At 68.7% G+C, this 22,562-nt stretch carries 25 protein-coding genes; 16 read left to right on the forward strand and 9 right to left on the reverse strand.

Translation table 11 applies throughout. From position 1 onward, the window contains the following. Positions 1–209: 209 nt before the first annotated feature. The 4 genes from ML01_RS31050 to ML01_RS12760 all read right to left on the reverse strand — a co-directional run bounded on the left by ML01_RS31050 (position 210) and on the right by ML01_RS12760 (position 1,401). Positions 210–344, reverse strand: a complete 135-nt coding sequence (locus tag ML01_RS31050; RefSeq protein ID WP_256363642.1) for a hypothetical protein — start codon at positions 342–344, stop codon at positions 210–212. Positions 345–452: 108 nt separating this feature from the next. Beyond that, the gene (locus ML01_RS12755) at positions 453–671 is read right to left on the reverse strand and encodes a DUF2892 domain-containing protein (RefSeq protein ID WP_058555779.1); all 219 of its coding nucleotides are present in this window, start codon (positions 669–671) and stop codon (positions 453–455) included. A 176-nt stretch (positions 672–847) separates the two neighbouring features. After that, a complete protein-coding gene (locus ML01_RS28725) occupies positions 848–1,186 on the reverse strand; it encodes a hypothetical protein (protein ID WP_162268016.1) in 339 nt (112 codons plus the stop codon). A 71-nt stretch (positions 1,187–1,257) separates the two neighbouring features. Continuing rightward, a complete protein-coding gene (locus ML01_RS12760; RefSeq protein WP_058555780.1) occupies positions 1,258–1,401 on the reverse strand; it encodes an entericidin A/B family lipoprotein in 144 nt (47 codons plus the stop codon). 708 nt (positions 1,402–2,109) lie between these two features. Between ML01_RS12760 and ML01_RS12765 the strand changes: the two genes are divergently transcribed. The 12 genes from ML01_RS12765 (at position 2,110) to ML01_RS12820 (ending at position 12,581) form a co-directional block, all read left to right on the forward strand. Continuing rightward, positions 2,110–3,009 (forward strand): ATP-binding cassette domain-containing protein, encoded by a 900-nt coding sequence (locus tag ML01_RS12765; RefSeq protein WP_082674231.1) that lies wholly within the window; start codon positions 2,110–2,112, stop codon positions 3,007–3,009. Next, positions 3,009–3,791, forward strand: a complete 783-nt coding sequence (mlaE, locus tag ML01_RS12770) for a lipid asymmetry maintenance ABC transporter permease subunit MlaE (protein WP_058555810.1) — start codon at positions 3,009–3,011, stop codon at positions 3,789–3,791. Before ML01_RS12765 ends, mlaE begins: the two co-directional genes overlap by 1 nt. Before the next feature lie 3 nt (positions 3,792–3,794). After that, positions 3,795–4,265, forward strand: a complete 471-nt coding sequence (gene mlaD, locus ML01_RS12775) for an outer membrane lipid asymmetry maintenance protein MlaD (RefSeq protein ID WP_058555781.1) — start codon at positions 3,795–3,797, stop codon at positions 4,263–4,265. After that, the gene (locus tag ML01_RS12780; RefSeq protein WP_058555782.1) at positions 4,262–4,900 is read left to right on the forward strand and encodes a phospholipid-binding protein MlaC; all 639 of its coding nucleotides are present in this window, start codon (positions 4,262–4,264) and stop codon (positions 4,898–4,900) included. Before mlaD ends, ML01_RS12780 begins: the two co-directional genes overlap by 4 nt. A 2-nt stretch (positions 4,901–4,902) precedes the next feature. Further along, positions 4,903–5,280, forward strand: coding sequence for a lipid asymmetry maintenance protein MlaB (locus tag ML01_RS12785; protein WP_058555783.1), 378 nt, complete (start codon positions 4,903–4,905; stop codon positions 5,278–5,280). A gap of 77 nt (positions 5,281–5,357) precedes the next feature. Continuing rightward, entirely contained in the window at positions 5,358–6,617 is a 1,260-nt protein-coding gene (murA, locus tag ML01_RS12790; RefSeq protein WP_058555784.1) for a UDP-N-acetylglucosamine 1-carboxyvinyltransferase, read from the forward strand. Between the two features lie 84 nt (positions 6,618–6,701). Next, positions 6,702–7,355: an ATP phosphoribosyltransferase gene (gene hisG, locus ML01_RS12795; protein ID WP_058555785.1), complete on the forward strand. Its 654-nt coding sequence runs from the start codon at positions 6,702–6,704 to the stop codon at positions 7,353–7,355. Between the two features lie 33 nt (positions 7,356–7,388). Next, positions 7,389–8,696, forward strand: coding sequence for a histidinol dehydrogenase (gene hisD / locus ML01_RS12800; protein ID WP_058555786.1), 1,308 nt, complete (start codon positions 7,389–7,391; stop codon positions 8,694–8,696). A 90-nt stretch (positions 8,697–8,786) separates the two neighbouring features. After that, positions 8,787–9,866 carry a histidinol-phosphate transaminase gene (gene hisC / locus ML01_RS12805; RefSeq protein WP_058555787.1) on the forward strand — a complete coding sequence of 360 codons (1,080 nt, stop codon included), beginning with the start codon at positions 8,787–8,789 and terminating at the stop codon, positions 9,864–9,866. A gap of 190 nt (positions 9,867–10,056) precedes the next feature. Continuing rightward, positions 10,057–10,344: an encapsulin-associated ferritin-like protein gene (locus tag ML01_RS12810; protein ID WP_058555788.1), complete on the forward strand. Its 288-nt coding sequence runs from the start codon at positions 10,057–10,059 to the stop codon at positions 10,342–10,344. Between the two features lie 228 nt (positions 10,345–10,572). Next, on the forward strand, positions 10,573–11,841 hold the full coding sequence (locus tag ML01_RS12815) for a hypothetical protein (protein WP_058555789.1): 1,269 nt from the start codon (positions 10,573–10,575) through the stop codon (positions 11,839–11,841). Positions 11,842–12,086: 245 nt separating this feature from the next. Beyond that, on the forward strand, positions 12,087–12,581 hold the full coding sequence (locus ML01_RS12820; protein ID WP_216819171.1) for a hypothetical protein: 495 nt from the start codon (positions 12,087–12,089) through the stop codon (positions 12,579–12,581). A gap of 56 nt (positions 12,582–12,637) precedes the next feature. On the opposite strand, the gene ML01_RS12825 is transcribed toward ML01_RS12820, so the two are convergent. The 3 genes from ML01_RS12825 to ML01_RS12840 all read right to left on the reverse strand — a co-directional run bounded on the left by ML01_RS12825 (position 12,638) and on the right by ML01_RS12840 (position 15,824). Continuing rightward, entirely contained in the window at positions 12,638–13,174 is a 537-nt protein-coding gene (locus tag ML01_RS12825; protein ID WP_058555791.1) for a hypothetical protein, read from the reverse strand. Between the two features lie 362 nt (positions 13,175–13,536). Continuing rightward, positions 13,537–14,229, reverse strand: coding sequence for a response regulator (locus ML01_RS12835; protein ID WP_058555793.1), 693 nt, complete (start codon positions 14,227–14,229; stop codon positions 13,537–13,539). Then, on the reverse strand, positions 14,226–15,824 hold the full coding sequence (locus tag ML01_RS12840; RefSeq protein WP_082674232.1) for an ATP-binding protein: 1,599 nt from the start codon (positions 15,822–15,824) through the stop codon (positions 14,226–14,228). The genes ML01_RS12835 and ML01_RS12840 overlap by 4 nt, the downstream gene beginning before the upstream one ends. Positions 15,825–15,958: 134 nt before the next feature. Between ML01_RS12840 and ML01_RS12845 the strand changes: the two genes are divergently transcribed. The 3 genes from ML01_RS12845 to ML01_RS12855 all read left to right on the forward strand — a co-directional run bounded on the left by ML01_RS12845 (position 15,959) and on the right by ML01_RS12855 (position 18,675). Further along, entirely contained in the window at positions 15,959–16,906 is a 948-nt protein-coding gene (locus ML01_RS12845; protein WP_058555794.1) for a glutathione S-transferase family protein, read from the forward strand. Positions 16,907–17,213: 307 nt separating this feature from the next. Beyond that, on the forward strand, positions 17,214–17,579 hold the full coding sequence (locus tag ML01_RS12850) for a hypothetical protein (protein ID WP_058555795.1): 366 nt from the start codon (positions 17,214–17,216) through the stop codon (positions 17,577–17,579). 70 nt (positions 17,580–17,649) lie between these two features. Further along, on the forward strand, positions 17,650–18,675 hold the full coding sequence (locus ML01_RS12855) for a mechanosensitive ion channel family protein (protein ID WP_058555796.1): 1,026 nt from the start codon (positions 17,650–17,652) through the stop codon (positions 18,673–18,675). Here the strand turns inward: ML01_RS12855 and ML01_RS12860 are convergent. Together ML01_RS12860 and ML01_RS12865 are read right to left on the reverse strand one after the other, a co-directional pair. Continuing rightward, positions 18,624–20,108, reverse strand: coding sequence for a carotenoid oxygenase family protein (locus ML01_RS12860; protein ID WP_058555797.1), 1,485 nt, complete (start codon positions 20,106–20,108; stop codon positions 18,624–18,626). The genes ML01_RS12855 and ML01_RS12860 overlap by 52 nt on opposite strands. A 119-nt stretch (positions 20,109–20,227) precedes the next feature. Continuing rightward, the gene (locus ML01_RS12865) at positions 20,228–20,659 is read right to left on the reverse strand and encodes a YajD family HNH nuclease (RefSeq protein ID WP_058555798.1); all 432 of its coding nucleotides are present in this window, start codon (positions 20,657–20,659) and stop codon (positions 20,228–20,230) included. A gap of 169 nt (positions 20,660–20,828) precedes the next feature. On the opposite strand from ML01_RS12865, the gene ML01_RS12870 reads away from it, so the two are divergent. Further along, positions 20,829–22,334: a carotenoid oxygenase family protein gene (locus tag ML01_RS12870; protein ID WP_082674233.1), complete on the forward strand. Its 1,506-nt coding sequence runs from the start codon at positions 20,829–20,831 to the stop codon at positions 22,332–22,334. The last annotated feature ends 228 nt before the right edge of the window (positions 22,335–22,562 follow it).

Here is a 22,562-nt window from a genome sequence, read left to right on the forward strand (position 1 = left end):
GATCAAGGCCGACGGGGCTAGCATTCCCGCCACCTCAGTACGACGTTGTCTGCCTGGAATACGCGCTCTTTCGTATTCGAGCGCCTCGGGATTCATCAACCCAATGGCGCCGGCTTGAGCAGCCGCGAGGATTGCCAGAACGGCTTCGGTTTCGACTCGTATCCTTCCAAAGCGGCGGTCACGACTCGTCGGTCAGAGGCGCAGCCTCCCTAGACCCGCGCGCCTTTCCCGCTTTCCAACAAGCCCTTGGGCTCTTGCTTGGTTTTCTTCGCGTTGCGCTTCTCTTTGAGTGTCAAATTGGGCTTCTTCTTGGTTTCTTTGTTGCTTTGGCGTTCTTTGGTCATGGCATGCAGTCAGTGGGGAGTGGGGTTGCAGCAGGAGCGGCACGGGCGGCCGGCGTCGTGCCCGAGGCCCAGGCATAAGCACCAGGGCGGTGGCCGGGTCGGCTCGGGCTATTTGGCGACGGGTGCAGCGTCCTTCTTCGAGCTGAAACTGAACAGCGCGTAGGCCGGGCAGAAGCGAAAATAGGCGGTGCCGAGCGCCACCACGCCGATCAGCCCGGCAATCCAGCTTCCGCCGAGAACGGCACCGACAATGAGGAGGGTGCCGACAACCGAGCGGATGAGGCTGTCGGAGTTGCCGACGTTGTGCTTGGTGTAATCAAATTGCATGACGAAAGCTCCGGTGGTGGATGGTCGGTCCCGGCTCGACTGTCGGGCCGGCCCAGAATGACGGGGGCGGTGCTCGCCGGGACCGCTGCCTGGATTGCATGCCCGGGTGGCGGGGCAGAGGTTTGGAACAGTACGCCGGCGTTCGCAGTGGGCCGGCGGAGCGCTTGACGGGCTTTTCACGGCCCCTTTTGCGAGCGCTCGGCGCTGCGTTGTGCGACACGGTGCTCAATGGCGGGAATATCGATGTTGTACCCGGCGAGCTGGTGGTCGATATCCCGCAGATGATGCAGTTCGGCCTCGCTCAGGCTGCGGCGATAGCCCAGGGCGATCTTGCGGCGCTGACGGATCAAATCCGAGACCGCCGCAACCCGAGGTTCAGGCCCTTCCGCGAGTTGTTGGCTGGGTGAGCCATCGCGCTGCTGACGAATGGGTGTCTTGCGTAATCGCGCCATCTCGACACTCCTTATTATTGCCTGTGGGTCTCCGGTTGGTGGTGCGCCGATGCGGCGGTCCACGATGCGGCGGTCCAATAGTGCGTGACCGGCGGATTGCTGAGGTTATTCTCGCAACGCCCCGCCCTGCTGCGTTACAGATCCTCTTTGACCTCGCGCGCCGCATCGCTGACGGCGCCACCGCCGCTCTCGATATCCTTGCCCGCGCCTTCTATTGTGTTGCAGCCGGACAGCCCTCCCATCGCGATCAACAGCATCAGTATCACGAGCTTGATCATTACTTTCACCTCATTGTGGCGGCCAGTGGTTGACGTTTTGCCCTCTCACGGCCTTTGGCGCTCCGATCCGGACTGCCCGGCGCTCGCGGTCTTGACGGCACCTCAGATTCGAAACCCGAATGCGGGAGCGCACATGGCACTCGCCCGATGATCGCGAATTTATGCCGATCAGCCTACCCTTGACTGTGCGCTAGCGAACTTAGGCGATCGCCGGAGAAAAACGTACCGAATGGCGCAGGATTCTCGTCCGCCTTCAAGGAGCGGCAGCGGGTGCATAGTCGAACTATGCACCCGCTGCCGCGACGCAGAAGGCGGGCGAAAAGACAAGCCAGGCGGTATGTTATTTGACAGAAATCGCCTTAGCCGCCATGACGACGCCGTCGCGGACAGCCCGTGCCATCGGCGGCGGGAGCGCGGGATCAGATCAGCGCGAAGTCTTCGGCAGGAGCGACGAGCTGAGGGGTTGGGGAGAAAGCCAGCGACCTACCGCGGACGTCGGGCGGCGTGTCTCCGCGATCGCCAGCCGTTCGCCGGTGGCCGATGGGGGGCGGCGGTCGGCATCGGAGCGGCCCTAGGGGCTAAAGCCGGTTGGCAGTCAGTGCAATCCCGCCCGATCAATGCGGGTTCGGACGCGGTGCTGCTTGACGCTTGCCGATGCGGGCCAGAGAATGCCGAGTTGTTTTAGCCGCCTGTCAGTGAGCCAAACGCATGGGGAACGGCCTCCCCGCAGCCGCCAATCCGGGCTCTGCCCTCGGCAACGCCGACGCGACCACCGCGGGCACCGTGTCGGATGACGCAGCGGCGCCGCCGCTGGTGCGCATCCGCGGCCTGCGCTTTGCCCGCGCCGGCAAGGTCATCTTCGACGGCATGGACCTGGACATCCCGCGCGGCGCCGTCACCGCCATCATGGGTCCGTCCGGCACCGGCAAGACCACGCTGCTGAAGCTCATCGCGGGCCAGCTTGCGCCGCAGGCCGGCAGCATTGTCGTCGATGACGAGGACGTGCACTGCTTGAGCCGCCGCCGGCTCTATGCGCTGCGCACGCGCATGGGCATGCTGTTTCAGAGCGGCGCGCTGCTCGGCGACCTGTCGGTGTTCGACAACGTGGCGTATCCGCTGCGGGAGCACGCCCGGCTGCCGGCCGCGCTGCTGCGCCGGCTGGTGCTGCTGAAGCTGGAGGCCGTCGGGCTGCGCGGCGCCGCCTATCTGATGCCGGCGCAGCTCTCGGGCGGCATGGCGCGGCGCGTCGCGCTGGCCCGCGCGGTGGCGCTGGACCCGATGATGGTCATGTACGACGAGCCCTTCACCGGGCAGGACCCGATCTCCATGGGCGTGCTCGTGAGCCTGGTGCGGCACCTGAACGACGCCGGCGGCTTGAGCAGCATCATCGTCTCCCACGACGTGCCGGAGACCTTGAGCATCGCGGACTATGTCTACGTCATCGCCGAGGGCCGCATCATCTGCCGCGGCACGTCGGCGCAGGTGTCGACGGATCCGGGACCGCGGGTGCGGCAGTTTCTGGACGGGCAGCCGGACGGCCCGGTGCGCTTCCACTACCCGGCTCCACCGCTGGCCGATGACCTGCTTGGCAATGGAGGGCGGCGATGATGCTGCTGGAGCCGCTGGCGCGACTCGGGCGCTCCGGGCTCGCGGCCCTGGCGGGCATCGGCCGGGCCAACCTGCTGCTCGCGGCCATCGTCGCCGGGTTGCCGGAGCTGCTGCTGAAGCCGCGGCTCCTGATCGCGCAGCTTTATTCCATCGGCGTGTTGTCGGTGCTGATCATCGCCGTGTCCGGGTTCTTCGTCGGCATGGTGCTCGGGCTCCAGGGCTATTACGTGCTGAGCCAGTTCGGCGCAGCCGAGAGCCTCGGCATCATGGTCGCGGCGTCGCTGGTGCGCGAGCTCGGCCCGGTGGTGACGGCGCTGCTGGTGGCCGGGCGCGCGGGCTCGGCGCTCACCGCCGAGATCGGCCTGATGAAGGCCACCGAGCAGCTCTCGGCGCTGGAGATGATGGCCGTGGACCCGGTGCGGCGCATATTGACGCCGCGCTTCTTCGGCGGTGTGCTGGCGATGCCGCTGCTTGCCGCCATGTTCAGCGCGCTCGGCGTGCTCGGCGGCTGGTTCGTCGGCGTGGGGCTGCTCGGGGTCGATGACGGCGCCTTCTGGGGGCAGACCCAGGCCAAGGTGGACTTTCGCGAGGATGTGCTGAACGGCGTCATCAAGAGCATTGTGTTCGGTGTGGTGGTGACCTGGATTGCGCTGTTCCAGGGCTACGACGCGACGCCGACGTCCGCCGGGGTCAGCCGGGCCACCACGCGCTCGGTGGTACATGCGGCGCTGGCGGTGCTGGCGCTGGATTTCGTTTTGACGGCCTTGATGTTTGGGGACTGATGCATGGGCACGACGCGCACGACGGAGATCCTGGTGGGCGCCTTCATCGCCGCGGGTTGCCTGGCCCTGTTCTTTTTGGCCATGCGTGTCAGCAATTTGAGCGCAGCGGCCAACGGCGACGGCTACGCGTTGATGGCGCGGTTCGATAACATCGGCAGCCTCAAGGTCCGCTCGCCGGTGAGCATGGCCGGCGTGCGCCTGGGTCGCGTCGAGGCCATCACGTTTGACCAGGACAGCTATCAGGCCGTGGTGACACTGCGCATCGATGCGGGCTACGACCGCATCCCGGCGGACACCTTCGCCAATATCTACACGGCGGGGCTGCTTGGGGAGCAGTACGTCGCGCTGGATCCGGGCGGCAGCCCGGATTATCTCGGCGACGGCGACCAGATCGAGCATACCCAGTCCGCGTTGGTGCTGGAGCGGATGATCGGCCAGTTTCTCTTCAACAAGGCAGCGGAGGGCTCCGAATGAGCATCGCAAACCCGGCACGGCGGGCAAGCCGGGCCTCAAGAGCACTGCTGGCGGTCCTGCTGGCGGCGCTGGTGTCCCTGTCGGGGGCGGCATCGGCGGACAGCGCCGCCGAGGCACTGGTGAAGCGCACCGCCGAGGATACCCTCGCGACGCTCCAGAGCCGCCGCAGCGAGCTGAGCGGCAACCCGACCGCGATCTACAATCTGGTCGGCAGCAAGCTCGCGCCGCACTTCGACTTCGAGCTGATCACCCGCTCCGCCGTCGGCGTCGACTGGAACAAGGCCACCGCCGCGCAGCGCGCGGAGCTGGTGTCCTCGTTCCGCGAGCTCCTCATCAGCACCTACGCGAAGTCGCTCGCCAAGTACTCCGGTCAGGAGGTGACCTACAAGCCCTCTCGCCCGGGCACGCGGGCCGGCACCGTGGTGGTGCCCACCGAGGTGCGCTCCACGGGCGCCCCGCCGATCCCCATCGACTACCGCATGCACAAGGAGAGCGGGAGCTGGAAGGTCTATGACCTCGTCATCGAGAACGTCAGCATGATCTCCAGCTATCGCGGCCAGTTCCGCACTACCATCGCCCGTTCCGGCATCGACGGCCTGATCCGCGAGCTGCAGGCGAAGGCCCGCGGCGCCTGAGCATGGCGGCGGCGCTGCGCAGCGTGGCGGCCCCTGCCACCGTCGGCGACCGGGGCGACGCGCGCCTGACGCAAACGGGGCCGGGATGCTGGCGGCTCGACGGCGACCTGACCTTGGCGGCCGTGGCCGCGCTGGCGGCGCAAATGCCCACCGCGGACGCGGCCGGGCAGGTGACGCTGGATCTGGCCGGCGTCGGCCGCGCGAGCAGCGCCGGCGTCGCCCTGCTGCTGCAATGGCAGGCGATGCTGCGGCCCGCGGGCAAGGTCTTGCTGCTGCACAACGCGCCGGCGGCGCTCGGTCGGCTCGCGGAGCTGGCGAACGTGGACGGCCTGCTCGGGCTCGATGCGCAGGCCGCGCACACCAACGCCGCGCCCGGCTGAAGCACCCGCCCGCGCACCCACATCAAGACCTGACGCGGCGGGCCCGCGCCCGTCGCCCATCCGCACCGACGCACACCATGGATAAACTTCTGATCACCGGCGGCAACCGCCTCGACGGCGAGGTACGCGCCTCCGGCGCCAAGAATGCCGCGCTGCCGATCATGGCCGCGACGCTGCTCGCCGCCGACGGCGAATGCCTGCTGTCGAACGTGCCGCACCTGCGCGACATCACCACGACCATGGAGCTGCTCGGCCGCATGGACGCCCACCTCACCGTGGACGAGCGCATGCGCATTCATGTGGACGCCACCGAGGTCACGCGCTTCGAGGCGCCCTATGACCTCGTGAAGACCATGCGCGCGTCGATCCTCGTGCTGGGGCCGTTGCTTGCCCGCTTCGGCGAGGCGCAGGTGTCGCTGCCGGGCGGCTGCGCCATTGGCGCGCGGCCGGTGAACCTGCACATCGAAGGAATGCGCGCGATGGGCGCGGACATCACCGTCGAGAACGGCTACGTCCACGCCCGCGCGAAGCGGCTCAAGGGCGCCCGCTACTTCATGGACATCGTCACCGTCACTGGCACCGAGAACCTGATGATGGCGGCGGCGCTGGCCGACGGGCGCACCGTGCTCGAAAACGCCGCCCGCGAGCCGGAGATCGAAGACCTGGCGCTGTTTCTGAATAAGATGGGCGCGCGCATCGCGGGCGCCGGCACCGACACCCTCGTCATCGACGGCGTCGAGCGGCTCACGGGCTGCGAGTACAGCGTGCTGCCGGACCGCATCGAGACCGGCACCTACCTCGTCGCGGCGGCCATGACGGGCGGGCGCGTACGGGTGCGCGAGACGCGCGCCGGGCTGCTGGAGGCGGTACTGGGCAAGCTGCGCGAATGCGGCGCCGAGGTCGCCACCGGCGAGCACTGGATCGAGGTGAACATGCACGGCCGTCGTCCGCGCGCCGTGAACATCCACACCGCACCGCACCCGGCCTTTCCGACCGACATGCAGGCGCAGTTCTGCGCGCTGAACAGCATCGCCGAGGGCACCGGCATCGTGACGGAAACGGTCTTCGAGAATCGCTTCATGCACGTGCAGGAGATGCAGCGCATGGGCGCGGACATCACCATCGAGGGCAACACGGCCATCTGCCGGGGCGTCTCGCGGCTGACGGCGGCGCCGGTGATGGCCACTGACTTGCGCGCGTCGGCGAGCCTGGTACTGTCGGCCCTGGTGGCCGAGGGCGACACGCTGGTGGACCGGATCTACCACATCGACCGTGGCTATGATCACATCGAAGAGAAGCTCTCCGCGCTCGGGGCCGTGATTCGCCGTGTTAGTTGAGGAGCTAGGGGCTAGGGGCTAGGGGCTAGGGGCTAGGTGCCGCCCTTTTCAAACTTCACACTTCAAACTTCAAACTTTCCTCCAATGTCCACGCTGACCATCGCGCTGTCCAAGGGCCGCATCTTCGAGCAGGCGCTGCCGCTCTTGGCGGCGGCGGGCATCCACACCGCCGAGGACCCGGAGACGAGCCGCAAGCTGATCCTGGACACCAATGACCCGCGCGTGAAGCTCGTCATCATCCGCGCGAGCGACGTGCCGACCTATGTCGAATACGGCGCCGCGGATGTGGGCGTCGCCGGCAAGGACGTGCTGCTGGAGCACGGCGGTGACGGGCTCTACGAGCCGCTCGATCTGGGTATCGCCCGCTGCCGCATGATGGTGGCCGGCAAGCCCGGCACGCAGCTCGACGGGCGCACCGACCGCCGCCGCCAGCGCATCGCCACCAAGTACGTGCGCTGCGCCGAGCGGCACTTCGCCGCCAAGGGCCAGCAGGTGGAGATCATCAAGCTCTACGGCTCCATGGAGCTGGCGCCACTGGTGGGCCTCGCGGACCTGATCGTGGACTTGGTCGAGAGCGGGAGCACGCTGAAGGCCAACGGCTTGGTGCCGCTGGAGCACATCTGCGACATCAGCTCGCGACTGGTCGTCAACAAGGCGTCGTGGAAGATGAAGCACGCCCGCGTCACCGCCCTGCTGCAGGCGCTGCGCGGCGCCGTCGGCGCCCGCGCCGCGGCCTGAACCGCGGCCCGCCCAATACCCCGGAGCATCGCCATGCCCGACATCGCCCGCCTCCGCTCAGCCGACGCCGACTTCGCCGCGCGCCTCGATGCGCTGCTGGCCTGGGACGCCGTGTCCAACCGCGAGGTGCAGCGCACCGTCGATGACATCATCGACGCCGTGCGCGCGCGCGGTGACGCGGCGCTGATGGAATTCACCGCCCGCTACGACCGCTGGCAGCCCGCCGACGCGGCGGCGCTCTGCATCCCCGGCGCCCGCCTCGCGCAGGCGATGGAGCTGATCCCGCTGGTGCAGCGCGACGCCCTCGCCGCCGCCGCGGCGCGCATCCGCGCCTACGCCGAGCACCAGAAGCTCAAGGACTGGAGCTACCGTGAGCCGGACGGCACGCTGCTGGGGCAGAAGGTCACGCCACTCGATCGCGTCGGCCTGTACGTGCCGGGCGGCAAGGCGGCCTACCCGTCGTCGGTGCTGATGAACGCGATTCCGGCCAAGGTCGCGGGCGTGCCGGAGCTGGTCATGGTGGTGCCGACGCCGGACGGCGAGCTGAACGAGCTGGTGCTCGCCGCGGCCTACATCGCGAACGTCGATCGCGCCTTCGCCATCGGCGGCGCGCAGGCCATCGCCGCACTCGCCTACGGCACCGAGAGCGTACCGGCCTGCGACAAGGTCGTCGGCCCCGGCAACATCTATGTCGCCACGGCCAAGCGCGCCGTGTTCGGCCAGGTCGGCATCGACATGGTCGCCGGCCCGTCCGAGATCCTGATCCTCTGCGACGGCGCCACCGATCCGGACTGGATCGCGATGGACCTATTCAGCCAGGCCGAGCACGACGAGGACGCTCAGTCAATCCTGGTCGCCTGGGACGCGGATTATCTCGACCGCGTTGCCGCGAGCATCGACAAGCTGCTGCCGACCATGGAGCGGCGCGACATCATCGCCAAGGCGCTCAACGCCCGCGGCGCGCTGATCCTGGCGCAGGACGCGGACGACGCCGCCGGGGTCGCGAACCGCATCGCCCCGGAGCACCTGGAGCTGTCGGTGGCCGACCCCGAGGCGCTCGCCGCCAAGATCCGCCACGCCGGCGCCATCTTCATGGGCCGCCACACCGCCGAGGCACTCGGCGACTACTGCGCGGGCCCCAACCACGTGCTGCCGACCTCGGGCACCGCGCGCTTCTCATCGCCCCTCGGCGTTTACGACTTCCAGAAGCGCACCAGCCTCATCATGGCCTCCGCGGCCGGCTCCGCGGAGCTGGCCAAGACCGCGTCGATTCTGGCCCGCGGCGAGGGGCTGACGGCGCATGCGCGCTCCGCGGAATATCGAGGAAAGTTTGAAGTTTGAAGTTTGAAATACCGGCCGCCCTTGACACTTCCCCCTTCACCCTTCACCCTTCACCCTTCAAACTTCAAACTTCAAACTTCAAACTTCTCCATGCCCCCCGCTGATCTCATCCGCCCGGACATTCAGGCTCTGAGGGCCTATCACGTCCCGGACAGCGCCGGCCTCATCAAGCTCGACGCCATGGAGAACCCCTATGCCTGGCCGGAGGCACTGCGCGACGATTGGCTCGCCGCGCTGCGCGATGCACCGCTGAACCGCTATCCGGACCCGCAGGGGCGCGAGCTGCAGCAGGCCCTGCGCGAGGCCATGGGCATCCCGGCGGAGATGGCGCTGCTGCTCGGCAACGGCTCCGACGAGCTGATCCAGATGCTCGCGCTCGCGGTGGCCCAGCCGGGCCGCAAGGTGCTGTCGCTCGATCCGGGCTTCGTGATGTACCGGATGATCGGGCTGTTCGCGGGCATGGACTACGTGGGCGTGCCGCTGCGGGCGGCAGACTTCGCCCTCGACCTCGACGCGACGCTGGCCGCCATCGAGCGCGAGCAGCCCGCGCTGACCTTCATCGCCTATCCGAACAACCCCACCGGCAACCTGTTCGACGCGGCGGCCATTGAGCGCGTCATCGAGGCCTGTCCCGGCCTCGTCATCGTCGACGAGGCCTACGCGCCCTTCACGGACGCAAGCTTCCTGCCCCGGCTCGGGGAGTGGCCGAACCTGCTCGTGATGCGCACCGTGTCCAAGATGGGCTTAGCCGGCCTGCGGCTCGGCTATCTCGCGGGGCCGGCCGAGTGGCTCACGCAGGTCGACAAGGTCCGGCTGCCCTACAACATCAACGTGCTCACCCAGGCGAGCGCGGCCTTTGCGCTGCGCCACCGCGACAGGCTCGACGCGCAGACCGCCGCGATCCGCGCCGAGCGCGGCAGGCTCTACGACGCCCTCTCGGCCCTCGCCGGCATCTTTCCCTACCCGAGCGATGCCAACTTCATCCTCGCGCGCACGGCGCCGGGCCGTGCCGGCGCCGTCTTTGACGGCCTGCTTGCGCGCGGCGTGCTGATCAAGAAGCTCGACGGCGCCCATCCGCTGCTCGCGGACTGCCTGCGCTTGACCGTCGGCACGCCGGATGAGAATGCGAGCCTGCTTGCGGCGCTTAAACAGAGCATTGCCGACGCCTGACCGGCGCGGCGCCGACCACAGCGGTCGGCGAGCGGGCTGGCCGCGAACCGCCGCGCCAATACACTGCGTGCGGGACCCGACGGGTCTTTTCTGTCATCCTTAGCGGTGAGTTTCCGGTTGATCATCCGGCGTTTGACTGCGCCATCCCCGATCGCAACCGGTCTTCTTCGACTTAGAGGAGTACGACAGCATGGCAAACGAGGGCTACCACGAACCCGTCGCGGAGCTTTCCGATGAGACGCGCGACATGCACCGCGCCATCATCTCGTTGATGGAGGAGCTCGAAGCCGTCGACTGGTACAACCAGCGCGTGGATGCCTGCAAGGACCCGGATCTGGCCGCGATCCTCGCGCACAACCGCGACGAGGAGAAGGAGCACGCGGCGATGGTGCTGGAGTGGATCCGCCGCAAGGACCCGGCCTTCGACGGCGAGCTGAAGGATTACCTGTTCACGGACAAGCCCATCGCGCACAAATAACGCGTTGAGCAAGCGTCGCGCGCCAGTCCTTCCCGGCCGCGCGCGACTGCGGCGCCGCGGGCTTGAGGACCCGCGCGTCGATACCTTGGAGCGATTGTTGCATAGCAGCCGAGCGGGTATCCTGCCCATCGCTCCCCTGGAGAACTTGGCGGCGCCGGCGGACCGGGCGCAGGGCGCAGCCACCGACTGGTCGTGTCCCACCGCGACACCGACCTGAGGGTTTCGCTCATGGCCGATTTCCATCAGGAACCGCAGATCACGACACTGCACGCCCTCTACGAGGCGTTCGACAAAGAAAACTACCTGGTCAGTCTGGAGCGCAAGCTCGAGCAACACGCCCGTCACGAGCACATCAGCCTGCTGCTGCCGTCGCTGTACGCCGAGCTCGGCAACGCCGGTGTGCTCGACCGCATCATCGAGCGCATCGCCGACGTGCGCTACCTGCGCAGCATCGTCGTCGCCTTGGGCGGCGCGCCGGAAGAAGACAAGTTCCGCGAGGCACAGGCCTACTTCGGCCGGCTCGCGACGCCCGGGCGCGAGGTGCGGGTGGTGTGGATCGACGGTCCGCGCATCCAAAACCTGCTCGCGCAGATGGCCGAGCGCGGCATCCCCACCGGCGAGCAGGGCAAGGGCCAGTCGGTATGGCTTACCCTTGGCTATTTATTCGCGCGCGATCAAGCCAACATCATCGCGCTGCACGACTGCGACATCGTCACCTACAGCCGCACCATGCTCGGGCGGCTCATCGAGCCCGTGGCGAACCCGAACAACGACTTCCAATTCTGCAAGGGCTATTACGCGCGCATCTCCCCCACCGAGCGCTCCCTGAAGGGCCGCGTCACGCGGCTGTTCGTGACGCCCTTCGTCGATACCCTCTCGCGCCTCATGTGCCAGCACGGCCAGACGGAGCTGCAGCGCTTCTTCGACTACCACCGGGCCTTCAAGTATCCGTTGGCCGGCGAGTTCTGCTTCACGTCCGACCTCGCCCGCGGGCTCAACATCGCCTACGACTGGGGCCTTGAGGTCGCGACCCTGTCGCAGGTCTACGACCAACTGACGCGCCGGCAGGTGGCGCAGATCGACCTCGCGCCGAACTACGAGCACAAGCACCAGGAGCTATCGCCGGACGACACCAACAAGGGCCTGCATCGCATGGTGGTGGACATCGCCAAGTTCTATCTCACCTACATGCGCTCGCATGGCGTGCCGCTGGACGACTCCTACGTCGACATGCTGCTGCATACCTATTACCAGAACGCGCTCAAGTACATTCGCAAGTACAGCTACGACGCGGACGTCAACGATCTGCACTACGACCTGTACGAGGAAGAATCCGCCGCGAGCCATTTCCGCGGCTTTCTGTGGGATGCCTGGATGCAGAGCAAGGGCCCGCAGGAGGCGAAGCTGATCCCGTCCTGGAACCGCGTCGCCTACACCTTTCCGCAGATCTACGACCGGCTGCTGGAGGCGGTGGAGCTCGATCACGCGGGCGGCTGATTAATCCGGTTGCGGGGCGTCGGGGCGTCATCGCGACCGCGGCCGAAACCCCGCTCGCGGTCAAGTTTCCCTGTCCCGGCCCGGGCGTCAGGGTTATGCTGTGCGCCGCCTCGTCCGTGCCCGCCGCCGCCGCGCGGGCGGACCCAACAACGAGAGAACCGCAAGTCGAAGGAGATCTCGCCGTGTCCGCATCCGACCAACAGCTTGAGCGCAAGCGCTTCATGTTCTACTAGTTGCCGTACCTGGTGCTGTACGTGGCTGCCATCGGCCTGGTGGCCATGACGGCCCACGACGCCGCGGAGATGAGCACCTATTGGCAGTTGTTCATCCCGCTCGTGGCGCTGGTATCGATCCTCGGCGGCTGGCGTTGGGCCGGTACGTCCAGCGCCGATCGCTGGACCTACATCGTGCGCCAGATTCTGCACTGGGCCGTGCTGATCCTCGTGCTCAGGCTTCTGTATGCGCACGCGGTGCAGGACTTTCTGAACGACGAGCAGTCGGCCTTCGTGACCATCTACCTGATCGGCTTGGCCGCGGTGCTGTCCGGCATCTACATCGATTGGAAGATGGCCCTGTTCGGCACGTTTCTGCTCCTGTCCGGCGTCGCCATCGCCTGGCTCAACGACAACTGGATGATCCTGACCCTGGTGGTCGGTATCGCGGCGGTCGCCGCCATCGCGTTGTCGCTGCTGGTCCGTGGCTATCTCGTGAAGCCGACGCACACAAGCCCCGCCGCTTGACCCGGTGCCGCACCGGCGCGCCGTTCGCGCGCCGGCGTGGCTTTCAGCGCAGAACCTCAGCGCAGAACGTCCCCGTCGAAGCCGCCCGGGCCGCCGCGACCCGGGCCGCGCCGGTCGCGCAGCTCCGCGCGCTGCGCATCGGTCAGCACCGCTGCAATCTCATCGCGCACCGCCGCGCGGTCCCTGTCCGGGTCCGACCGCTTGGCGTCCATGATGGCGCGGATCTCGTCGCGCTGCGCATCGCTCAGATCGAGCTGTTCCGCCAGCCGGTCCAGCCGCCGGTCCATGCGCCCCGTGCGCAGCTCATCGCGGCGTTCGCGCTGGGTGTCGGTGAGCACCGCGTCGATCTGCTCGCGAAGCACTGCGCGTTCCTGATCCGCAGCCTGATGATGCTCGTCCAGCAGGGCCCGGATCTCATCGCGCTGCGGCTCGGTGAGGTCGAGCTGCTCGGTCATCCGCTCTAGGCGCGCGTCGACGCGGGCGGCGCCGCGGGGATGGCCGTCCAGCGGCTCGGCGAGGGCGATGCCCGCCGTCGAGCCGAGGCAGAGGGCGAGGCCGAGGGCGGCCAGCGGCAGGGTGTCGGTCTTGAACATGCTTTCGTCTCCAATGCAGTGGCTTGTGCAGGGCTGTTCGGGACGGGCGCCGCGCTTGCTTCACTGCGCGTCGCGCCATCCACGCGTTGCAGTCTAGGCCGCCCGTCGGCAACGCCGACGCAGGCAATGGGCAAGGATCGTGCAAATCGTTGCGAGGGGTCGGCGAGCATCGAAATCGCTATCGAAATCTCGCTTCTCATGGCCCGGTGTCATGTCGTGTCGATGCCGATAGCGATGCCGATAGCGATCCCGATTTCGATTTCGATAGCGATTTCGATGAAGACGGTAAGGTCAATGCCCGAGCAGGTCTTCCTTGGCCCTCGGCCCTCGGCCCTCGGCCCTCCCCCCTGCCGTCAAGCAATCTAGTCCGCGACATCCTCGTAGCGATAACCGACGCTGTAGACGGAGTGGATCAGCTCCCGCCCGGGGGGCAGGATCTCGGCGAGCCGCTTGCGCAGCTTCTTGACGTGGCTGTCGATGGTGCGGTCCGACACGATGCGGTGGTCGTCGTAGATGCGCTCCATGAGCCGGGCGCGCGAGAGGATCTTGCCGGGCCGCGCCACCAGCGCGCGCAGCAGCGCGTACTCCACGGCGGTGAGCTGGATCTCGCCGCCGTCGGCGCGCACCCGCAGGCTGTCGTCATCGAGCCGGAGCGGGCCGGCGACAGCGGCGTCCGCGACGGGTTCTGGCGGGTGCAGCCGCCGCAGCACGGCCTTGACCCGGGCGACGACCTCGCGCGGGCTGTAGGGCTTGCAGACGTAGTCGTCGGCGCCGAGCCCGAGCCCGAGCAGGCGGTCGATCTCCTCCACCCGCGCCGTGGTCATGATGATGGGCACCGCCGAGAAGGCGCGCACCTGGCGGCAGATGTCGAGTCCGTCCATCCCGGGCAGCCGCAGGTCCAGCAGCACCAGCGCGGGCGCGTGCGCCCGAATCCAGTCCACGGCGCCGGTGCCCGTGGCAAGGCAATCGGTCGCGAAGCCTGCGGCCTTGAGGTAATCCGCCAGCAGTGCCGCGAGGCGGGTCTCGTCTTCGATGATCAGGATGCGCTCGGTCATGGTCCTGCGATCTCGGCGGAGTGGGTTGCGGTGCCGTCGGCGCCGCCACCGCGCGCCTCGGCGGCGGCACCGCCCCCGGGCGGCAGCCTAATGCGCACGCAGAGCCCGCCGAGCGGCGACGGCATGGCGGCGATGTCGCCACCATGGGCCAGCACGATGTTGCGCGCAATGGCGAGGCCGAGCCCGGCCCCGCCCGTGGCGCGGTTGCGGGAACTGTCGACGCGGTAGAGCCGCTCAAACAGGTGCGGCAGCGCCGCCGCCGGCACGCCCGGCGCGCTGTCGTGGAAGTCGATGCAGAACCGCCCGTCGACGCGGGCGAGGCCGACGCGCAGCTCGCCGCCGGCATCGGTATAGGCGAGGCTGTTCTGGAGCAGGTTGCGAAAGAGCTGCGCCAGCCGTTGCGGATCGGCGAACAGCGTCCAGTCCCGGGCATGGCCGACGTCCAGCTCAAGCCCGAGGCGGACTCCCGCGAAGGCCTCGCGATGGCCGTCCAGCGTCTCTGCAAGCAGCGCCGCGAGGTCCAGCGGCTCGCGGTGATAGCTGAGCGCGCCCAGGTCCGTCATGGACAGCTCGTAGAGGTCGTCGATGAGCCGCTTGAGCCGCAGCGTATCGGCATGCAGCGCATCGAGTGCCGCGGGGCTCAGCGGACGCACGCCGTCCTGCATGGCCTCGATGTCGGCGCGCAGCAGCGCAAGCGGCGTGCGCAGCTCGTGCGAGATGTCCGCCACCCACTGCCGGCGTGCCTGCTCGGTCTGTGCGAGTGCGGCGGCGAGCGCATTGAGGTCCAGCGCCAGCCGGCCGAGCTCGTCCTGGCCCTGCACGGCCACGCGCGCGCCATAGTCGCCGGCGGCGAGGCGGCGCATGGTGCGCTGAAAGTCCGCCACCGGCCGGGTCAGCCGCTTCGACAACGGAAAGGCCAACAGTGCCGCGAGCAGGGACACGCCGAGCGCGATGAGCCAGAGCGCCAGGCGCAGGCGCTCGCGAAAGCGCAGGTCCGCCAGCTCCGCGACGGGCGGCCCTGGCAGCACGGCCAGGGTGCCGATCTGCGCGCCCGCGTCCATGAGCGGCAGCCGCTCGGCGTCCGCGAGCAGCTCCGGGCGGGCGTAGACGCTGTCGCCGGCCGCATTGAGCAGCATCAGCCTGAGCTCCAGCGGGTGCGGCGGCTCCCCGGCCGCGAGGCGTTCCAGCGCCCGCGCCGGCGGCCAGGCGTTGGGGTCGCCGGGGCCGCCGAAGCGCCCGCGCAGCGCGTCGTGCAGCCAGGGCGGCGGGCCATGGCTGCGGGGGCCGTGGACGGGAGCGCCCGGGTCGTCGGGCTCGCCGTCGCGCCGCCGCTGCCAGCCGCGCTCCGGCGCGCCGAGCAGCGTGCGCACCCACAGCCGCCGGTCCGCGGCCAGCCGCTGCCAGCCGCCGTCGGCGCTGTGGATGGCGACGAGCCGCTCCGCGATGGCGTCCAGGCGCTGCGCCTGCCGCTCGGCGGCGAGCTGCTCCAGCCCGCGCTGAAACGACCAGCGCACGAAGCCCTGGGTGACTAGCACCGCGAATAGGCTGACGCACAGGAGCGCCAGGAAGAGCTTTGTGCGTAGGGATAACTGCATGGGCGAAAACCGGCTCGGCTGCCGCCATTCTCGGACAAACGAGTCTGCGCGCGAACGTTGCAGCAAAGATGGACGCCCGCCGAGCTGCATCACCCGACCCACGCCACCCGCCACCCAACGCCCCGGAGGGCCGCATGAAGACCAATCGCAACGGTGAGTTTGTTCGCTGGGAGTCTGGCTTTCGCAACTGGGTGACGCCGGACGGCAGCCCCGGGCCGTCCGGCGACGGCGGTTTCCGCGCCGAGCCGGGCCGCTATCACCTGTATGTCTCCTACGCCTGCCCCTGGGCGCACCGCACGCTCATCGTGCGCGCGCTGAAGGGGCTTGAAGACCTGATCTCGGTGTCCGTCGTGCACCCCGTGATGCCGCCGGAGAGCTGGGTCTTCGGCGACTACCCGGGCGCGACGCCGGACCCTGTGCACGGGTACGAGAAACTGCATCAGCTCTACGCGCACGCCGCGCCAGGCTTCGACGGCGTCGTGACGGTGCCGGTGCTCTACGACAAGGCGCGCGACACCATCGTCAACAACGAGTCGTCGGAGATCATCCGCATGCTGAACAGCGCCTTCGACGCCTTCGGGCGCGCGGACCTGGATCTGTACCCCGAGGCCTTGCGCACCGACATCGATGCGGTCAACGATCTGGTCTACGACAACATCAACAACGGCGTCTACCGGGCCGGCTTCGCGACCAGCCAGAGCGCCTACGAGGCGGCCTTCGACGCGCTCTTCGCGACGCTCGACGAGCTGGAAGCCAGGCTCGCCACGCAACGCTACCTGGTCGGCGGTCGCATCACCGAGGCGGACTGGCGACTCTTCACGACCCTGGTCCGCTTCGACGCGGTCTACCACGGCCACTTCAAGTGCAACTTGAGGCGCATCGTGGACTATCCCAGCCTCTGGGCCTACACCCGCGAGCTGTATCAGATGCCCGGCGTCGCCGAGACCGTGCGTATGGACCACATCAAGCTGCACTACTACGCCAGCCACACCGCCATCAACCCGACCGGCATCGTGCCCAAGGGGCCGGCGCTGGACTTTCTGGCGCCGCACGGGCGCGCGGCTCGCAGGACCGACGGCTGAGCCCGAGCCGGGGTGCGGGCGCGCCGCGCGCCAGTGCATTGCGTGTGCAGTTTGCGCGCATGCAACACATCCGTGCATCGGCGGCCGCTCGGGGCGCACGGCGGCCTGTCGTTGTACGCACCTGGCGGGCATCCAAGAACGCCGCGTCAGGCGCAGAATCCACGCAAGATTGACGGTTGCCACCCGCTGAAAGTGGCCTCCCGGCAAGGTCTGCCGCAGGCGCAGCGCTTGCTCGCCTGTCTACACCCGGGTCCGCGGCGGCGCCCCGCCCACCCGAGTCGTTCTGCACCTTCCGGCGGGCCACCGAGTGAAGCATCTCAGCATCCAATCGAAGCTCATCCTAGCGCTGCTCCTCGTCAGCCTGTTCTCCGTGCTGATCGTGACCGTGATCGGCTACGTGCGCGCCCGGGATGCCTTCTCCGCCATGGCGCAGAACCAGCTCGTCGGCCAGCGGGTGGCCAAGACCAACGTACTGGAGAGCCTGCTCTCCAATATGCGCAATCAGGCGCGGAGCCTCGCCGACAGCCGAACGGGCGTTGCGGCCATGCAGGAGTTTGCCGACGCCTTCCGCACCCTCGAAGATGTGCATATCGACCCGGCGCTCGACGACTGCTCGACTGACCCGCCGCTTGCCGCGGGGCCGAGCCGCCATCACCGCCGTCCGCCCGCCTGACCGCCCGCCTAGCCGGCCGCCTAGCCGCCCGACACGGCCGCGGCAACACATCACCCAATGAGCCGGAGCGATGGACACGAGCATCCTCTCTGAACCGATCCTGCCCTGGACCATCGCGTTGGCGGTGGGGTTTCCGCTGTTGATGGTGGCGCTCGGCGAGCTCTCGGCGCTGGGCCGTCGCCGCGGCTGGCCGGCGGCCGGCGTGGTTTCCGGGGTGCGCGTGCTGGTGGTGCCGACGCTCGCGCTCATCCTGTTCCTGCGCTACATCCTCGGCTTGCCGGAGGACAACACGGTCGTGCAGCTCGTCAAGACCGTGCTGTGGATCGCGGTGCTGTACCAGGGGTTGTCGTTCGTCAATCACGTCCTGTTCGGCGCGGCGCCGGAGGGCTCCTGGCAGGCTCGGGTACCGAGCCTGGTGCGCGACCTGGTGCGCTTTGCCGTGGTCGGGATCGGCGCGGCCTTCATCTACTCGGAGGTGTGGGGCAAGGAGATCGGCACCGCCTGGGCGGCGCTCGGGCTCGGCTCAGTGGTGATCGGTCTCGCGTTGCAGGAGCCGCTTGGCAACACGGTGTCCGGACTGATCCTGCTCGCAGAGCGCCCGCTGGCGGTGGGGGACTGGATCACCGTCGATGGCGTCACCGGCCGAGTGGTAGAGATCAACTGGCGCTCGGTGCGGCTGCAGACGACGAGCCTGGAGCTCAAGATCGTGCCCAACTCGGCGCTCTATAAGGGCTCGTTCAGCAATCTCTCCCGCCCGACGCTCGAGCGCGCCGGCGGGGTGGAGCTCAGCTTCGCTTACGAGGTGCCGCCCAATCGGGGCAGGTGCTGGTCATCGCCCCCGCCGCCTTGCAACTGCTGCTGGAAGCTTCGCCGCGGCTGGTGCGGGCGATGGGGCATGTGCTGGAAAGCCGCCGCACGCTCATGCAGGGGCTCCGGCGAACGCCGTCGCTGGTGGCCCTCGGCCACACCGCCTGAGCCTTGGCGGCATCTTCGGCCCTTGAGCAGTTGCTTGACGCAGCCGTTTGGCCCGAGGCGTCTGCGGCATCAGTCGCCGGACGAGTCCGGCAGCGCCTCCCGACCCACCCAGCAGCCGTGAAACCCGACCGGCACCCGGTGCGGCAGCGCCGCGGTGGCTTGAACGGACAGGTCCGCGGCGCGCAGTACGACCAAGTCGGTGCGGCCCTGCCCAACGCGATGAACCAGGCTCAATAGCCAGCCCTCGTCGCCGTCGGCGCCCGGCACCAGCATCGGCTCGCCGACGAGGTCGGCGTCGAAATCGCGGCTGACGAGCCGGCCCGTGGCGGTGTCGACCCGGTGGATCGACGTGAGATACGGCGCGCGCCGGCCCGGCGGTGCGCCGATGCCGTAGAGGATCGGCCGCGGCTCGCCGCAGACGCCGGGGCGGGTCACGGGCAGCTCGAAGGCGAGCTGCTCCAGCTCCGGCCCAAGGCTCAGGCGCTCGCAGCGCCGCCGAGCCGGGTCCACGGCGAGCCGCTCCAAACGGGGCATGGCGCCGTCCGGCGGGTTGCGGAATAGGTCCTCCAGCGCATCGAACTGCGGATAGGCGCCGTAGCGGATCACGTCCAGTACCAGCCGCCCGGCGTCGTCGTCGTAGGCCCCGGCGACGTGGAAGACGAAGCCGGGCGGGCCTTGCAGCAGCACGGGCCGGTCGTCGCCGGGCGTCCGCGGCAGCAGCAGCACCTGCATGGGCCGATCCGTGGCGATGCAGAGCGAGCCCACCGCGGTGCTCAATCCCAGCACGGACTTGCGCAAATCAAAGTCCGCGTGCGGCAGCAGGAAGCAGAGCCAGCGACCGGTGACGGCAAAGTCGTGCACGAAGCTGAAACGATTGAGCGCATGCTGCCTTGGCGGGTCCATGACGCCGTCGGCGCCGATGCGATAGAGCATGAGCCGGTTCGGCGCGCCGGAGACGAGGCCGAAGCTCAGCAGCTCGCCGCTCTCGGCATCGAGGTAGGGGTGCGCGGTGAATGGCAACAGTGGCGCAGGGCGGCGGGACGGACGCGCGCGCGGGCGGCGCAGCGCGCCGTCGAAGTCCTCCTTGCTCAGCGTGGCCAGCGTCGCCGGGTCGAGCCGGTAGGGCGCGCCGCCTTCCCACAACGCCAGCAGCCGGCCGGCGTGCCAGCGCACGCTCGTGTTCGCCGCGTTCTTGAAGTTGAGCCGGAACAGGTTGGCAAACAGCCCGCCCGGCAGGTTGGTGCCGAAGCTGCGGTACAGCATGCGTCCGGCGCGCTCCTCGGCGAGGTATTCCGCGGTGCGCACGAAGCGATTGGTGTAGCGGACCTGCCCGCCGGCGAGGTCGAGCCGGGTGACGTGGCCGTCGCCGTCGAACGGGTGCTGGTAGCGCTGCCCGCCGCGCTCGAAGCGGCCGGGGCCGTTGCGGAAGTAAACACCGTCGATGGTCGCCGGCAGCTCGCCGTGTACCGCCAGCGGCACGTCGGTGAGCTCCTCCGCGATGGTGGTGGTGGCCTCGGCCAAGCCGCGCAGCATGTCGTCGCCGGAGAGGTGCACGTTGGCTGGTCCTTCGGTTGGGGGTGGTTGCCGGCTTTGGGCGTTTTGCCGGCGGGGCGGCGCGTCGAAGGGGCGTCGGCGAGACGCCGACGCTCCAAAGCGCCGGCGCTTTGGAGCGCTCAGTCCTTCCTCAGCAGGTCCGCGAGGGCACCGAAGGGCCGGTGCGAGCCGCCCTGGGCCTTGGAGCGCGCGCCCGGCGGTTCGTTCGCGTCCGGGTCGCGGCCCGCGGCGATGGCGGCGATGCGCTCCTCGAACTTCTGATGCTCGTTGTCGTGGCAGTACAGGCAGAGGAGTTCCCAGTTGCTGCCGTCGGGTGGGTTGTTGTCGTGGTCCATGTCCTTGTGATGCACGGTCAGCTCGCGCAGGTTGGTGCGCTCGAAGCTCCGCCCGCAGCGCCCGCACACCCAGGCGTAGAGCTTCAGCGCCTGCTCGCGATAGCCAGCGGCGCGCTCGTCGCTCGCCCGGCGCGCGGAGGCGACGATGCGGTCGAGCTTGGCAGTGTCGATGGTGCGGCCGGTCTTGCCGTGCCGGGGCGGCTCTTTCTGGCTCATGCGTGAGATCCAAGTTTGAAGTTTGAAGTTTGAAGTTTGAAGTTTGAAGTTTGAAGTTTGAAGGGGCTGCGCGCACGCCCGCCCGATCTTCACACTTCAAACTTCACCCTTCAAACTTTGTATTCTGACGCGCGCTCGATTCAGACTCACAACACGCTGTCCAACCCTGATGACCCAGACCGATCCATCCTGCCGACTCTGGTCCGGCGCCGTGTCGCGCCCGGCCCGGGATTTCGCGACGACGCCGTTGCCGGTGACCGAGGGGCGGCTGCCCGCCGGCCTGCGCGGCACGCTGTACCGCAACGGCCCGGCGCGGCTCGAGCGCGGCGGCCTGCGGGTCGGCCACTGGTTCGACGGCGACGGTGCGGTGCTGCGCGTGTGCTTCGCCGCCGGCGGCGCCGAGGCGACGTATCGCTACGTGCAGACCGACGGCCTTCGGCACGAGACCGCGGCCGGGCGGCTGCTCTACGGCAACTACGGCATGACGGCGCCGGGACCGATCTGGAACCACTGGCACCGGCCGCTCAAGAACGCCGCGAACACCTCGGTCATCGCACTGACGGACCGGCTGCTGGCGCTGTGGGAGGGCGGCGGCCCACACGCGCTGGACCTGGACACCCTCGCGACCCTGGACACCCCGGACCTCGCCGGGCCCGCCGGCCGGCTCGCGCAGCGCGAGCCTTTCTCCGCGCATCCGAAGCAGGACCCGGAGACGGGCGAGATCTACAACTTCGGCGTGTCGATCCCGGGGCGCAACGCCCGGCTCCTGCTCTATCGCTGCGACCGCGCCGGTCGGCTGCTGGCCAAGCAGCAGCACGACCTCGACGGCGTGCCGCTGATTCACGACTGGGTCATGTCGGGGCGCTATCTGGTGTTCCTGGTGCCGCCGGTGCGCATCGCCGTGCTGCCGGTGTTGCTCGGGCTCAAGTCCTACAGCGAGGCCATGGCCTGGCGCCCGGAGCTGGGCACGCAGATCCTGGTCTTCGACCGCGACACGCTGGCCCTTGTCGCCCGCGGCGAGACCGAGCCCTTCTACCAGTGGCACTTCGGCAACGGCGCCGCGGCCGACGGCGGCTGGCTGGTGCTGGATCTCGCGCGTTACCCGGATTTCAGCACCAACGAGCACCTGCGCGAAGTGGCCTCGGGGCGGACTACGACGCCCACGGAGGCGATGCTGTGGCGCCTGACGCTGGAGCCTCAGACTGGCGCCGTGCAGGAGCTGGCCGAGATGAGTCCGCGCTCCATAGAGTTCCCGATGGTGGCGCCGGCCGACGTCGGCCGTCCCTGGCAGCGCACCTACCTAGCCGCACACCGACCCGGCACGGACACGACCGCGGAGCGCTACGACACGCTCGCCTGCTTCGACCACGTGCACGACCGGCTGGAGCTTGCCGACTTGGGCGACGGCCGCTACCCGTCGGAGCCCGTCATCGCACCGGACGCGGACGACCCGACGCGGCTCTGGCTTATCTCCGTGGTCTACGACGGCAATGCCGACGCGGGCGAGGTTTGGGTGTTCGACGCCGCGGCACTCCCGGCCGGCCCGGTCTGCGTGCTCGCGCTGCCGGACGTGGTCCCGCTCAGCTTCCACGGCTGCTGGCGCCCGGCCGTGGGCCGGAGCGCCGACCTCCAGGTCGGCTCTTCGCCAGCGCATCCCGCTCTGTCGCCGTGTTGACCTGGAGGTCAACACTCCAGTCAACACTCCAGTCAACACTCCAGTCAACACTCCAGTCAACACTCCGGTCACTCCCGTCAACACCTCGGACATTAAATGAAGACTACGAGAGCGACAGTGACGGAAGCCCGGTCTCATGTGCTCCGCAGCCAAGCGCTTGCCGGGCCGTCGCCGTGCCGGCCGTCGCCGGGCCGGAGAGCCGACCTCCAGGTCGGCCCTTCGCCAGCA

Source organism: Thiohalocapsa sp. ML1 (genome assembly GCF_001469165.1).
Lineage (GTDB): Bacteria > Pseudomonadota > Gammaproteobacteria > Chromatiales > Chromatiaceae > Thiohalocapsa.